The following is a 13,448-nucleotide window of genomic DNA, read 5'->3' as shown; positions in this document are numbered from 1 at the left end:
AAAAGTGATAAATTATTGTAAAAATAATTAAACATGTCAAAGAGGATAAAGTTGCAAGCAATACCAATTAATAGGACAGATTATTGTCAATTTTTAATAGTTAGCCAAAAGAATTATAGTTTAACCTACTACGCTGAACATGCAAAGAAATGTAGTCATGATGTTATTAATAGATTTTTAAGGAATGAAAAATATACACCTTCTTTGTTATGGGAACACATCAAGAATGATGTTATTTTTTCATCTAATGGATATACAATATTTGATGATACGGTTTTAAATAAAAGGAATACGAAGCAAATAGAAATTGCAAGATCGCAGTACAGTGGAGCTACAGGTAGAGTTACTAAAGGTATAGGAGTAGTGAGTCTGGTATATTATAACCCTGATATTAATAAGTTTTGGGTAATAGATTATCGAATTTTTGCACCTGATCATGATGGAGCAACAAAACTAGAACACCTATTAAACATGTTAAATAATGCTGTTTATAGCAAGAAGATTCCTTTTCAAACAGTACTTTTTGACACATGGTATTCTACACACAAAATTATGCAACATGTTGACTCTCTGGGGAAATATTATTATGCCCCTATTAAAGCCAATAGAAACGTTAGTAAAACACACGATTCTAAACCTTATAAAGCTGTAAAAGAGTTGACATTTTCAGATGAAGAGATCAGGCATGGAGTAGAGATTCATATAAAAGGCTTTGCTAAAAATAAGCATGTTAATTTGTTTAAATTTACTGTTTCTACCAACAGAGTTGAGTATGTTGTTACCAATAACAAAACTCACAAATCTTCTAAAGCTGCACAAGATGAGTGTGGCTTTCGATGGGTAATTGAGAGCATGCACAGAGAAATTAAGCAACTTACTGGGATAGAACGTTGTCAATGCAGGAAACAGCGTATTCAACGTAATCATATTAGTTGGGCATTTTTAGTTTGGGCATTTCTCAAAAGGACTGCAAATACAATCGGTAAAACGGTTTACCAAATAAAGTTAGGACTTTTAGATGACTATATGCAACAACAGCTGCGTTCTCCATCTTTACGATATTTAGAACCAAACATAGCGTAAGTTTTGACTCAAGTCAGGAACTGCTACTTTATCTGCTTTATTTGATATAGCAATAAACTCTATTTTTGGAGTAGTTCCTCTTTTGATATACTTTAAATCACTATCACTTTTGAAGCCTATTATATAATCTAGCGGTGAAACTATGATTGATTTATTTGCGTTTACACTTCTTCCTGAATCAGGCTCAAACCCATCTACTGAAAGTGTTAAGTTAAAAGTAGCATTATAATATTTCTCAAGGTTCAGTGCAAAACTAGCATCCCCATTAGAATCGGTAGTAATATCGCCTAAGCGTTCGCTAAAAAATTCTTTATTTTCTTTACTGCTGTAAAATTTATAATCTTTAAAAGCAGGTACAAAGAATTGTGTTGGTCTAATATCGATGTACGAGCATGAGAGCTTTCCTTATTATCATTTTTATCTACGACAGATTTGCTAGCTTGAACTAACATAGGAATACCGGTTACCATAGAAGCAGTTTTGTTAAAAGTTACAGATTTCTCGTCTTTATCAATAAACTCTAAATTTAGTTTTACGCTATCGCCTACTTTTATTGAGGGTAATGCTATGCTACTTGGAAAAGATAGCACAAAACCTTTTGAGGGTATAAGATTGTCACCATGCTTGCTTATTCCTGTTACTACAAAATTTTCATCAATTAATATTTCTTTATTAGTGTAAGGAGTAAGGGTAGTAGAAGCCCAAACATCATTATATAAAATAATATCTTTAGGATTAGAAAAATAATTAACTTGACCTGGAATAATAAGCTTGTCGCCTATCTTAACTGAAATTTTTGCTGAGTTTTTAGTAATTTGAATATTGTCTTGATCTAAAATTAACAAACTTTGCATTTGTTTTCTAAGGCTAAACAACTTACCATCAACCATTAAAGTAAGGATTGGTCTGCCGTCATCACTCCCTGCAATCTCAAAGAAGCCTGCATTAATAGCAGCAGTAGCATTCGTACGCAAGGCTATTTCTTCTACTGTTTCTCTGCCTATAACCTGATTGTGAGCTTTAACTAGCTTTAAATTAAAACGTTTAGGATCAATAGTTAATATATGAATTATATGATTATCTTCCTTAGAAACTCTATAATTAACCCCTTGATTAGCATAAGTTTTAAAATTGAGTAACATTAGAGCTAGTAGGGAGAGTAATAATTTGTTCATGTGATACTCGTTTATCAGATATAGCATAAGTCATTAAGGTACTGACAGAGCGAGAGTATCATGTTATAGTAAGCAAATATTAACAAGCATGTAAAGAGATATGGCATGAGCATATGCAATAGAACTAAGACTAAGAGTTATAAAAGCTGTAGAAGCAGGGATACGAATAAGTAAGCAAAACTTACGCTATGTTTGGTTCTAAATATCGTAAAGATGGAGAACGCAGCTGTTGTTGCATATAGTCATCTAAAAGCCCTAACTTTATTTGGTAAACCGTTTTACCGATTGTATTTGCAGTCCTTTTGAGAAATGCCCAAACTAAAAATGCACAGCTAATATGATTACGTTGAATACGCTGTTTCCTGCATTGACAACGTTCTATCCCAGTAAGTTGCTTAATTTCTCTGTGCATGCTCTCAATTACCCATCAAAAGCCACACTCATCTTGTGCAGCTTTAGAAGATTTGTGAGTTTTGTTATTGGTAACAACATACTCAACTCTGTTGGTAGAAACAGTAAATTTAAACAAATTAACATGCTTATTTTTAGCAAAGCCTTTTATATGAATCTCTACTCCATGCCTGATCTCTTCATCTGAAAATATCAACTCTTTTACAGCTTTATAAGGTTTAGAATCGTGTGTTTTACTAACGTTTCTATTGGCTTTAATAGGGGCATAATAATATTTCCCCAGAGAGTCAACATGTTGCATAATTTTGTGTGTAGAATACCATGTGTCAAAAAGTACTGTTTGAACAGGAATCTTCTTGCTATAAACAGCATTATTTAACATGTTTAATAGGTGTTCTAGTTTTGTTGCTCCATCATGATCAGGTGCAAAAATTCGATAATCTATTACCCAAAACTTATTAATATCAGGGTTATAATATACCAGACTCACTACTCCTATACCTTTAGTAACTCTACCTGTAGCTCCACTGTACTGCGATCTTGCAATTTCTATTTGCTTCGTATTCCTTTTATTTAAAACCGTATCATCAAATATTGTATATCCATTAGATGAAAAAATAACATCATTCTTGATGTGTTCCCATAACAAAGAAGGTGTATATTTTTCATTCCTTAAAAATCTATTAATAACATCATGACTACATTTCTTTGCATGTTCAGCGTAGTAGGTTAAACTATAATTCTTTTGGCTAACTATTAAAAATTGACAATAATCTGTCCTATTAATTGGTATTGCTTGCAACTTTATCCTCTTTGACATGTTTAATTATTTTTACAATAATTTATCACTTTTTTACTCATAGCGTAAGTTTTGTAAGGTAAGTAAATTATTTAATGTAAGTCGTGATACTATATATAAATGGAAAAAATTAAAAGATAAGCAAGGTACTTTAGAAAGCAGCAACTGGTTATCAGAAAGGACATAGTCATAAGATAAAAGATTCAGAATCTTTTAAAGAATTTTTTAAAGCTAATATGAATAAAACATCAAAGGAGTTAGCAAAGCAATGGGGTAATATTGCATCTGTAACTATTTTAAGACAAATCAGAAAACTTGGCTATAGCTATAAACAAAACTCATTTTCATCCGAAAAGAGATATTAAATTAAGAAATGAATTTATAGCAAAGATACAAACCATCACAAAAGACAAATTAGTATATCTTGATGAATCTGGAATAGAGGATAATGCTTGCAAAGAGTATGGATGGAGCATTATAGGACAAAGGTGTTATGGAGAAAAGGTGTATCAACATAAATTTAGAATAAGTATGATAGCTGGTCTTTGTAATGGTAATCTTATTGCTCCTGTAATATTTGAAGGTAATTGTAATACAGAGGTCTTTAAAACTTATATTAGGGATGTATTAATTACAGAATTACAACCTGGGCAAACCGTTATTATGGATAACATTAATTTTCATAAAAATTCTAAAGTTAAAGAGTTAATTGAATCCGTTGGTTGTACCATATTGTATTTACCAACTTACTCTCCTGATTTAAATCCTATAGAGCATTACTGGTTTAAGATAAAAAATGAAATTAGGAAAGTTGTAGGAGATTTTGAAACATTTTATGATGCTGTTTTTAATACTATTAAATTGTCAGTATCTTAATGATTTATGCTATATATAAGCTATTCCAGTGCGTAGATCAAGAGGTGTTTTTAATGTCATTCCTGTGTAGACATTGTTGCATAGCTCGAAAAATGCCTTATATTTCATTCCCGCATAAGGCTTGCCTGCGTGGATCGAAAAGTATCTTCGGTGTCATCTAGTTGCTTGTACCTGCGGCATCCAGAAAATAATAAAAAATACTAATTTTATTAGTATTTTAACTGGCTTTAGTTTATAAATCACGGGATGACAGAGGAAAAATTGATCCACGCAATAATGTCGCAACTGTAAGGAGCGTGGCAATCTCATAAAATAGTATTAGACTTCGGAGAGTGCCACACGAGCGATGCTCGTTCGCAATGATGCTAACTATTTCTCTCTAAATGCCTTAAATGCTGTGTCGGTTACAGGGTCGAGTAGATATCTGAGCAGCGTTCTAGTACCGGTTACAATCTGTACTTCGGCTTGCATACCTGGATGTAATTCCAGGTTTTTTATTTTAGCAATTCTATTGAATTCATCCATGTCAATCTCTACCCTAGCAATATAGTAATTATCTTGCTGACCGGGATGCTGTCTTTCATCTTGAACAATGTCTGGTGATACACTGACTACTTTACCAGTAAATGTTGGAGTAGTACGTGATTTAAAAGCACTAAAGCGTATTTTTGCAACTAGTCCTTCATGCACTGAATCTATATTTTTTTGTGATACCTTTGCTTCTATAATTAGTGGATCGTTAGTAGGCGAAATTTCCATAATAGGTTGTCCGGTACCTATATAACCACCAATTGTATGATATTTTAGATTATTAATTATACCATCCACAGGTGATTTGATTACTATTCGATTAAGCGAGTCAGTTAAAGCGTTATATTTTTCTCTTAAGCTTGCCGCTTGTACCTGAGCTTCACGAAGTTCATTTAAAGTTCTTTCAGTATATTTATTTTGTTGAGTTATAATACTGATTTGAGCTTCAGTAATAGAGTGGTGCGTTCCTGCTATTTCCGTGTCAGTTGTTGCAACTTCACTTTTTGCACTAGCAACTCTTGCTTCTTGTTCTAATAAATCATTTTTTTGTACAAAGCCTTTATTTTGTAAAGTTCTTAAAGCCTTTAAACGTTCTTGGTAAACTTCGGCTGTTTTAGTTGCAGCAACTTTTTTTGCTTCTAAGCCTTCAACTCTCTTTTCAAGCTGCGAAATACGTTGTTGCAATGCATCTTTTTCTGAATTAAATACTTCTTTTCTTGATCTAAATAAATTTTCCTGAGTGTGAATTATTTTAGCGACTTCTGGTAAATTAATATCTTGCATTAAAAAATCAGAAAATTCTATTTGTTCTAAATTATCACGCTCAGCAATTAAACGATTTTCCGTAGCTAAAGCAGTACGATATTGGCTTAAAGTACTCTCATGGTCACTTTTTATTCTGGTTTCTTCAAGTTCTATTAGCTTATCACCTGTTTTAACTTTATCACCTTGTTTCACATAAATAGCTTTGATTATTCCACCTTCATTGTGCTGGATTGTCTTCTTATTAGTGCTTGGCATTAATATTCCAACTGCTACAGCTCCACTATCAAGCGGTGCAACAGCCATCCAAATACCACCGATTAATACTAAGAAAATAATAACATAAATACCAAAAAGTATAGGAGACCTTGCAGCTTGTGCAACGTTATTACGATCTTTATCGTTCTTCTTAGTAGTAAAATTAACAAATCTATCAAGTTTAAGCAGTAAAAATTCTATTACTTGTGAGGTCTTTTTTAATGCTCCATTGATCAAAGCTTTACGTTTAGAGCTTTGACCTTTAAGGCTTAGTGAATTTTCTCTCAAGGACAGTAATTGCTTCAACTGTTCTGGCGTAATTTGAGGTTTATTGTTTTTTAAGTCCTGCATAATATTCAATCATTATTATTTTTTGTCATTACAAGGAGCGTAGCGACACGTGGCAACCTCGTTAAGATAAATTTCTGAGATTGCTTCGCAAAAACTTACGGTTTTTTCTCGCAATGACGATTTTGTACTATTTATTATTAATATGAATTGTGCCGCCTTTTAAAGTTTTAAAGTGGTTCTGAATTTCATCTGGCGTTCCATGAACTGCAACAGTTCCATCCTGTAATATTAAGATTTTGTCAACGACTGATAATACAGAAGGTCTATGTGAAATTACAACGACTGATATTCCTTTTAGTTTTGCTTGCTTTAAAGCACTAGCAAGTGCTACTTCACCAGCTTCATCTAAATTAGCATTAGGCTCGTCTAAAATTACTAGTTTTGGATCACCATAAAATGCTCTAGCAAGTCCTATACGTTGTCTTTGTCCGCCTGATAAATTAGAGCCGGCAGGACCTATATCTGAATCATAACCGTCAGGAAATCTTAATATCATTTCATGAGCACCAGCTAGTTTAGCTGCTTCAATAACTTTTTGAGGGTTAGCATTTTCTTCCATTCTAGCGATATTTTGCTTGATGCTACCACTAAAAAGCTCTATTCCTTGAGGTAAATAACCGACATGTCTGCCAAAATCTTCTCTATTCCAACGATAAATCTCAGCTTCATCTAAACGTACTGAGCCTGAGGATTCTCTCCATACCCCAACTATGATTTTGGCTAAAGTTGATTTTCCGGTTGCTGATGGTCCGATAATTGCTAAAATTTCACCTGGTTGTACTGCAAAACTAACACCTTTTAAAATATATTTTGGTGTGGGTGGTTGTGGCATATGCTTTGGAATAGGGTGAGCATAATAAATATTTTCTACATTTAAATGCCCTTCAACGTTTGGAATTGGCATTGCTTCATCACGAGAAGCATAAGTATTAAATAAATTATTGATATTTTTGAACGATTTAATAGCTCCGCTCATGCTTTTCCATAACTCAATAGCATTATCAAAAGGAGCAAGTGCTCTACCAACTATTATAGAACTCATAATCATATTACCAGGAGTCATTGATGCCCCATGAGTTTCTACAACAAGATAAGCACCAACGCCAGTAACTGCCATTTGCATTATGTTACGGATAAACCTTGAAAAGTTAGAAATGATGCCATTACGATAGCTAGCGGTTGATTGTTTATCAAGTGCTGCTAAGTTAAATTTATGCCAGTTTTTTGTAACATTTTTCATCATCCCCATTGCTTCGACTACTTCGGCATTTCTATTAGCAATATCGGCTTGCGTCATACCTTTAATCGAAAATTCTGTAGCTTCACCTAAGGTTTTGTTAGTGGCCGCCGCATTAAAGAAAGCAGTTGAAACTATTACAATTGCACCAAAAACCGTAATAAAACCGATATAAGGATGAATCGAGAAAATAACAGCAATATATATGATACTCCAAGGTGCATCAAATAAGGTATTAATTCCGGTACTTGTTAGGAATGTTTTAACGGATTGGAAATCACGTAATAGCTGGCTAGATTCCATATTTACACGTGTTGCTGCCGCTGAAATCGAAGAGGTAAAAATAACCGGTGCTACTGTTCGATCAAGCCATTCTCCCACTTTTATAAGAGTAAAAGAACGAGCAATTTGCAGTAACCCGTAAACAAAGTAAATATAAGCAATTATTATCGATAAATATAATAATGTATATAAATTACCACTACCAAGTACTCTATCTAAAACTTGCAAAGAATAAAGGGGGGTAATTAACATTAGTAAATTAATTACAAAGGCAAACCAAAAGACTATCCAGAAAGCTGTTCGGCACTCTCCAAGTGCGATCATCAAAGGATTTTTTTTATTTAAGGCAGTGTTTTTATTATCCATATTAATTATTTTATAAATAAGTTTTGATTAATTCTTTAGCAATTTGAACGCTATTTAAAGCAGCTCCTTTACGTAAATTATCGCATGTAATCCATAAATTTATGGCGTTCTCTTTACTTGCATCATCCCTAATGCGTGAGACATATACAGCATCTTCGCCTACTGCTTCAACCGGTGAAGTATACACTAAATCTCTAGTTTGTGAAACAATAATCCCGTCAGCATCTTCTAGTATTTCCTCAACTTCTTTAGCATCCACTTTACTACTAAATTCTATATTAACGGATATAGAATGACCAACAAATACAGGTACTCGTACAGAAGTTACGCTAACTTTAAGATGATTACCAATAATCTTCTGTAGTTCTAAAACAATTTTTGACTCTTCGCTTGTATAACCATCTTTATTTAAATCACCTATGTGAGGAAATAAATTGAATGCAATTTGTTTTGGAAACATATTGGGGCTTTTTTCTTCAAAGATATATTTAGATTTTGTTTGATCATAAAGTTCATCCATTCCTGCTTTACCTGCTCCGGATACTGATTGATAAGTAGATATTACAACTCTTTTTATACTTATTTCATTATCTAGCGGTTTAAGTACAACTGCAAGAGGAATCGCAATACAGTTAGGATTCGATATAATATTTTTAATGGTAAAGTCTTTAAGTGTTGATAAATTAGCCTCAGGTACAATTAAAGGTATATCTTCACTTAGTCTAAAAAAAGAAGATTTATCTATAACCACACAGTTTTTAGCAATAGCAATTGGTATAAACTTTTTTGATACTTCCGAACCTGCTGAAAAAAATGCAATATCTATTTCCTCAAAATCTAGATCATCTAAGCTACTTATTTGTAATACTTGCTCGCCAAAACTAACTTTTTTTCCAATAGAATTATTTGAAGCAACAGCATAGATTTTATTAATAGGAAAATTGCGTTCTGCTAGAATATTTAAGGTTTTACGACCGACATTTCCGGTAGCACCGATAACAGCAATATTATATTTCTTAGTCATTTTTATTTAATTAATCCAATAAGTTTTTCACCACCAATAATATGAAAATGGAAATGAAAAATAGTTTGTCCGGACTTCTCGCCTTTATTGGTGATTAAGCGATATCCGTCTTTATCTAGTCCTGCTTTATTTGCTATATCAGAAATCTTAGCAAAAAAATGTTTTATTTCTTCTACTGAAGCTTTAGAAATAAAATCGGGGTAATCGATATATTCATTTTTAGGTATAACAAATAATATGTACTAGTGCAACAGGTGCTATATCTTTAAATGCTAAAACCTGCTCATCTTCATAAATTACTTCTGCCGGTAAATTTTTATTGATAATTTTTGCAAAAATATTTTCTTTATTATACATAACTGTTACGTTCCAAAAATTTTAATTCAGCCTCTACTTGCGAACCTGCAACTACTATATCTTTAAGGGTATAATCATTTTTTTTTAAGTGATTTTCTCTAATATCAGCAGCAAAAAAACCGAATATTAACATGATAATTAGCTTTAATGCAAGCGTTAACTCAGATATATTAATTGCCATTGCTACTATATTAAGTGCTACAGCTATAATAACAGGTAACCACATTTTATGGTATAATGCCCAGAATACACTTAAAAGAGCTGCTGTCCATGAAAAACTTTCTTCAACGACAATAAAATTATTATTTTTTTGTGTAGGGTTAATGTATATTGCATATATATTCATTATTTAAACCTTGAAAATTCAAAAAAAGATAATTAACTATAACTGGATTACTCAAGTAATAATTAACATTATTTAATTATTATAAATAATGAATATATTACTTAATCAGCAAATTAATATCAATAAATTTTACATTATGTCAGATAATTTAGCCTTACATGGCACTACAATACTTTGTTTAAAAAAGAACGAAGAAATAATTATAGCAGCAGATGGACAAGTTTCACACGGCAATACAGTATTAAAATCTACTGCTCGAAAATTACGAACTATAGCAAATAATAAAATTATTGCAGGTTTTGCTGGTTCTACTGCTGACGGGCTTGCTTTATTTGAAAAGTTAGAAGTAAAAATAGAGCAACATAAGCATAATTTGCTTAGAAGTGCAGTTGAACTTGCCAAAGACTGGCGTAGTGATAAATATTTACGTCGTTTAGAAGCAATGATGATTGTTGCTGATCGCAATCATATACTAATTTTAACTGGTAATGGTGATGTTGTTGAGCCAGAGAATAATGTTGCAGCAATAGGCTCAGGCGGTCTATTCGCCTTATCCGCAGCACGTGCTTTAATGTCTTACGATAATCCTCTAACTGCTGAAGAAATTGCTTTAAAATCTATGAATATAGCAGCAGATCTTTGTGTATTTTCTAATCATAATATTATAACGGAAAAAGTTGTATGAAATCTACTAAAACTACTAATATTAATAAAAAAGACCCTATGGGGTTTACACCTTCTCAAATAGTTAACGAGCTTAACAGATTTATCGTAGGTCAAGAAAAAGCTAAAAAAGCCGTTGCTATTGCCCTTAGAAATCGTGGTCGTCGTAAAAGAGTAGAGGGAAACTTACGTAACGAAATAGTACCAAAAAATATCTTAATGATAGGTTCAACGGGAGTCGGTAAAACAGAAATTGCAAGAAGACTTGCTAAACTTACTAATTCTCCTTTTTATAAAATAGAAGCAACAAAGTTCACCGAGGTTGGCTATGTAGGGCGTGACGTAGAATCAATAATTCGTGATTTAGTAGAAATAGCTGTTAATACTCAAAAAACGATAGCTAAAACGGAAGTAGATATTAATGCACATGAGAAAGCAATCGAAAGAGTACTAGATAGTCTAGTAGGTAAGACTTCAAGTAGTGAGACAAGAGAAAAGTTTCAAGAAAAAATCTTAAGTGGCGAGCTTGATGACACGGAAATTGAAATTAGTGTAGCTGATACAGCTCCTGTAGGCGGAGGTAGCTTTGAAATACATGGCATGCCTGGGGCATCTATGGGAGTGCTTAATCTTGGTGATATAATAGGAAGAGCTTTTGGAACGACTAAAACTAAAACAAAAAAAATGTTAGTTAAAGAAGCGATGAGTATAATTTTATCAGAAGAGTCTGAAAAATTAATTGATCAAGAAAAAATCATCCAGCAGGCAATTAATTTAGTTGAAAATGATGGAATAGTATTTATTGATGAGATTGATAAGATTGCCTCAGTAGCTAATTCTGGAGTAAAAAATTCTGAAATAAGTAGAGAGGGTGTACAGAGGGATTTACTACCTTTGATTGAGGGAACAACAGTTAACACAAAATATGGTCCTGTTAAAACAGATCATATATTATTTATTGCTTCAGGAGCTTTCCATATAGCAAAACCCTCAGATTTATTACCTGAATTGCAAGGAAGATTACCTATTAGAGTAGAGCTGAATTCATTAACTAAAGAGGATATGATTAAGATATTACTTGAGCCTGAAACTAGCTTAATAAAGCAATATTCGGCTTTAATAGGTACTGAGAAAGTAGAACTTGAATTTACGAATTCCGCTATAGAGAAAATTGCAGATTACGCTACTACAGTTAATTTAGAAATTGAAGATATAGGAGCAAGAAGATTGCATACTATACTTGAGAATTTACTTGAAGATATAAGCTTTAGAGCTAGCGAAATGCAAGGTGAAAAAATATCTATAGATGATAAATTTGTAGAAAATCAATTATCAAAAATACTAACTAATCTTGACTTAGCAAAGTTTGTTTTGTAGTATGCCTTTACAATCAAAGGTAGTACTATTAAAACATGATAATTCATATAGCAAGTCTTACATTCAATGGGATTGATATCACTGATGTCGATGTGCAGGTACAAATATCCCCGGGTATACCTGCTTTTACCATAGTAGGGCTTGCTGATAAAACTATTGCTGAGTCAAAAGAGCAAGTTAAAGCAGCTTTATCTTCTATAGGGCTTGCATTACCCACCAAAAAAATCTTGATAAATTTAGCTCCAGCAGATTTAGTAAAAGAGGGTAGTCATTTCGACCTTGCAATTGCTTGTGCAATACTTACTGCTATGAATATTTTGCCAGAAACTGAAATAGCAGAATATCTAATAATAGGTGAGTTATCTTTAGATGGGTCAATATTGCCGGTAAATGGTGCATTGCCTGCGGCAATTGGTGCTACTGCTAGGAATAAGGGGCTAATTTGCTCAAATAAAAACTCATCTGAAGTTGCTTGGTCAGGTAATGATAATATACTTGTAGCAGGTAATTTAATTAAGCTAGTAAATCATTTTAAAGGTTCGCAAGTTCTAAGTCCTCCAGAAGCTATCGTCCAAGACGAGCCAGTAAATTACCCTGATTTTAAAGATGTAAGAGGACAAAATATAGCTAAAAGAGCTTTAGAAATTGCTGCATCAGGTGGCATAATTTATTAATGTTTGGTTCTCCTGGGACAGGAAAATCAAGGCTTGCAAGCTGCTTGCCTGGGATACTGCCTAAAATGTCGGTGAGAGAGATTTTAGAATGTAGTATGGTAACAAGTATTGCTGGAAAGTTTTTAGATGGTAAGCTTACTAAAACAAGACCATTTAGAACTCCTCATCATTCATGTTCACTTGCTGCTATGGTTGGTGGTGGTGTTGGAAAAAAGGTAAGACCAGGGGAAATTACGCTTGCTCATAACGGAGTATTATTTTTAGATGAACTGCCTGAATTTCCTCAGCATGTTATTGAATCTTTAAGGCAACCTATCGAAAATGGTGAGATACTAATTTCAAGATCAAATGCTCATATAAAATATCCAGCAAATTTTCAACTAATAGCAGCTATGAATCCTTGTAAATGTGGATATTTAGGTGATGCTTATAAAGATTGTGTTAAAGCTCCAAAATGCGGAGATGATTATAAAATGAAAATTTCCGGTCCTATTATGGATAGATTTGATTTGCACATAGAAGTACCTAATATTAATATTTATAATTATGATTTAACAAATGAGAGTTCTGAAGAAAAATCAGAAGATATTGCTAAAAGAATAGAAAAGGTACGCACAATCCAAGAAAAAAGATATGAAGGTTATAATATTAAAACAAATAATAGATTGGATGGTCAGTTATTGATAGATTATGCAATGCCCGTAGATGAGGGTAAAGATTTACTAAATGAAGCTGCAAGTAAGTTTCGTTTATCAATGCGGGCTTACAACCAAATACTTAGGGTAGCACGTACTATAGTTGATCTTGAAAATGAAGATAAATTTTTAAGAATGCATATTGCTGAAGCTTTAAGTTATCGTAAAATGGAGTATTGAT

Annotated in this window: 12 protein-coding genes and 3 pseudogenes; 6 read left to right on the top strand and 9 right to left on the bottom strand. The window is 32.8% G+C overall.

What is annotated here, in order from left to right; genetic code table 11:
• Window positions 1-33 precede the first annotated feature (33 nt).
• The gene (locus AAGD55_RS08465) at window positions 34-1,083 is read left to right on the top strand and encodes a transposase (protein WP_341790834.1); all 1,050 of its coding nucleotides are present in this window, start codon (window positions 34-36) and stop codon (window positions 1,081-1,083) included.
• On the opposite strand, the pseudogene AAGD55_RS08460 reads toward AAGD55_RS08465, so the two are convergent.
• The 4 genes and pseudogenes from AAGD55_RS08460 to AAGD55_RS08450 all read right to left on the bottom strand — a co-directional run.
• Window positions 1,072-1,470, bottom strand: a pseudogene (locus AAGD55_RS08460) (hypothetical protein); the annotation flags it as partial. The gene AAGD55_RS08465 and the pseudogene AAGD55_RS08460 sit on opposite strands and share 12 nt — an antisense overlap.
• A complete protein-coding gene (locus AAGD55_RS12440; protein WP_410526101.1) occupies window positions 1,371-2,258 on the bottom strand; it encodes a hypothetical protein in 888 nt (295 codons plus the stop codon). The gene AAGD55_RS12440 and the pseudogene AAGD55_RS08460, both read right to left, overlap by 100 nt.
• Before the next feature lie 181 nt (window positions 2,259-2,439).
• Entirely contained in the window at window positions 2,440-2,670 is a 231-nt protein-coding gene (locus AAGD55_RS08455) for a hypothetical protein (RefSeq protein WP_341791151.1), read from the bottom strand.
• A 15-nt stretch (window positions 2,671-2,685) separates the two neighbouring features.
• On the bottom strand, window positions 2,686-3,489 hold the full coding sequence (locus AAGD55_RS08450) for a transposase (protein WP_341791150.1): 804 nt from the start codon (window positions 3,487-3,489) through the stop codon (window positions 2,686-2,688).
• 55 nt (window positions 3,490-3,544) lie between these two features.
• Here AAGD55_RS08450 and AAGD55_RS08445 point away from each other — a divergent pair.
• Window positions 3,545-4,344: pseudogene (locus AAGD55_RS08445) on the top strand (IS630 family transposase); the annotation flags it as partial.
• Between the two features lie 369 nt (window positions 4,345-4,713).
• Here the strand turns inward: AAGD55_RS08445 and AAGD55_RS08440 are convergent.
• The 5 genes and pseudogenes from AAGD55_RS08440 to AAGD55_RS08420 all read right to left on the bottom strand — a co-directional run bounded on the left by AAGD55_RS08440 (window position 4,714) and on the right by AAGD55_RS08420 (window position 9,858).
• A complete protein-coding gene (locus AAGD55_RS08440) occupies window positions 4,714-6,246 on the bottom strand; it encodes an HlyD family type I secretion periplasmic adaptor subunit (RefSeq protein ID WP_341791149.1) in 1,533 nt (510 codons plus the stop codon).
• A 127-nt stretch (window positions 6,247-6,373) separates the two neighbouring features.
• Window positions 6,374-8,131 (bottom strand): type I secretion system permease/ATPase, encoded by a 1,758-nt coding sequence (locus tag AAGD55_RS08435; RefSeq protein ID WP_341791148.1) that lies wholly within the window; start codon window positions 8,129-8,131, stop codon window positions 6,374-6,376.
• A 10-nt stretch (window positions 8,132-8,141) separates the two neighbouring features.
• Complete coding sequence (gene asd, locus AAGD55_RS08430; RefSeq protein ID WP_341791147.1) at window positions 8,142-9,155, bottom strand: aspartate-semialdehyde dehydrogenase; 1,014 nt, start codon at window positions 9,153-9,155, stop codon at window positions 8,142-8,144.
• A 2-nt stretch (window positions 9,156-9,157) separates the two neighbouring features.
• Window positions 9,158-9,512 (bottom strand): annotated as a pseudogene (locus AAGD55_RS08425) (HIT domain-containing protein).
• On the bottom strand, window positions 9,505-9,858 hold the full coding sequence (locus AAGD55_RS08420; RefSeq protein ID WP_341791146.1) for a DUF2628 domain-containing protein: 354 nt from the start codon (window positions 9,856-9,858) through the stop codon (window positions 9,505-9,507). The pseudogene AAGD55_RS08425 and the gene AAGD55_RS08420 overlap by 8 nt, the downstream one beginning before the upstream one ends.
• A 136-nt stretch (window positions 9,859-9,994) precedes the next feature.
• Between AAGD55_RS08420 and hslV the strand changes: the two genes are divergently transcribed.
• Genes hslV through AAGD55_RS12430 form a run of 4 tightly spaced genes read left to right on the top strand, consistent with a single transcriptional unit; the run spans window position 9,995 to window position 13,447 of the window.
• A complete protein-coding gene (hslV, locus tag AAGD55_RS08415; protein WP_011477485.1) occupies window positions 9,995-10,543 on the top strand; it encodes an ATP-dependent protease subunit HslV in 549 nt (182 codons plus the stop codon).
• On the top strand, window positions 10,540-11,898 hold the full coding sequence (hslU, locus tag AAGD55_RS08410; RefSeq protein ID WP_341791145.1) for an ATP-dependent protease ATPase subunit HslU: 1,359 nt from the start codon (window positions 10,540-10,542) through the stop codon (window positions 11,896-11,898). The genes hslV and hslU overlap by 4 nt, the downstream gene beginning before the upstream one ends.
• Before the next feature lie 35 nt (window positions 11,899-11,933).
• A complete protein-coding gene (locus AAGD55_RS12435; RefSeq protein WP_410526100.1) occupies window positions 11,934-12,572 on the top strand; it encodes a magnesium chelatase domain-containing protein in 639 nt (212 codons plus the stop codon).
• A complete protein-coding gene (locus AAGD55_RS12430) occupies window positions 12,572-13,447 on the top strand; it encodes a YifB family Mg chelatase-like AAA ATPase (protein WP_410526099.1) in 876 nt (291 codons plus the stop codon). The genes AAGD55_RS12435 and AAGD55_RS12430 overlap by 1 nt, the downstream gene beginning before the upstream one ends.
• Window position 13,448 lies beyond the last annotated feature (1 nt).

The sequence above is a fragment of the Rickettsia endosymbiont of Gonocerus acuteangulatus genome (genome assembly GCF_964026435.1).
In the GTDB taxonomy this organism is placed as follows: Bacteria; Pseudomonadota; Alphaproteobacteria; order Rickettsiales; family Rickettsiaceae; genus Rickettsia.
The sequence above is the reverse complement of the archived record's forward strand: the minus strand, read 5'-3'. Positions and strand labels throughout refer to the sequence as shown.

Bases quoted from the DNA above. Each gene is read 5' to 3' on its own strand.
- AAGD55_RS12430 (WP_410526099.1), top strand. From the start codon at position 12,572: ATGTTTGGTTCTCCTGGGACAGGAAAATCAAGGCTTGCAAGCTGCTTG.
- AAGD55_RS08435 (WP_341791148.1), bottom strand. From the start codon at position 8,131: ATGGATAATAAAAACACTGCCTTAAATAAAAAAAATCCTTTGATGATC.
- AAGD55_RS12435 (WP_410526100.1), top strand. From the start codon at position 11,934: ATGATAATTCATATAGCAAGTCTTACATTCAATGGGATTGATATCACT.
- AAGD55_RS08455 (WP_341791151.1), bottom strand. From the start codon at position 2,670: ATGCACAGAGAAATTAAGCAACTTACTGGGATAGAACGTTGTCAATGC.
- AAGD55_RS08465 (WP_341790834.1), top strand. From the start codon at position 34: ATGTCAAAGAGGATAAAGTTGCAAGCAATACCAATTAATAGGACAGAT.
- asd (WP_341791147.1), bottom strand. From the start codon at position 9,155: ATGACTAAGAAATATAATATTGCTGTTATCGGTGCTACCGGAAATGTC.
- AAGD55_RS08420 (WP_341791146.1), bottom strand. From the start codon at position 9,858: ATGAATATATATGCAATATACATTAACCCTACACAAAAAAATAATAAT.
- AAGD55_RS08450 (WP_341791150.1), bottom strand. From the start codon at position 3,489: ATGTCAAAGAGGATAAAGTTGCAAGCAATACCAATTAATAGGACAGAT.
- AAGD55_RS12440 (WP_410526101.1), bottom strand. From the start codon at position 2,258: ATGAACAAATTATTACTCTCCCTACTAGCTCTAATGTTACTCAATTTT.
- hslV (WP_011477485.1), top strand. From the start codon at position 9,995: ATGTCAGATAATTTAGCCTTACATGGCACTACAATACTTTGTTTAAAA.
- AAGD55_RS08440 (WP_341791149.1), bottom strand. From the start codon at position 6,246: ATGCAGGACTTAAAAAACAATAAACCTCAAATTACGCCAGAACAGTTG.
- hslU (WP_341791145.1), top strand. From the start codon at position 10,540: ATGAAATCTACTAAAACTACTAATATTAATAAAAAAGACCCTATGGGG.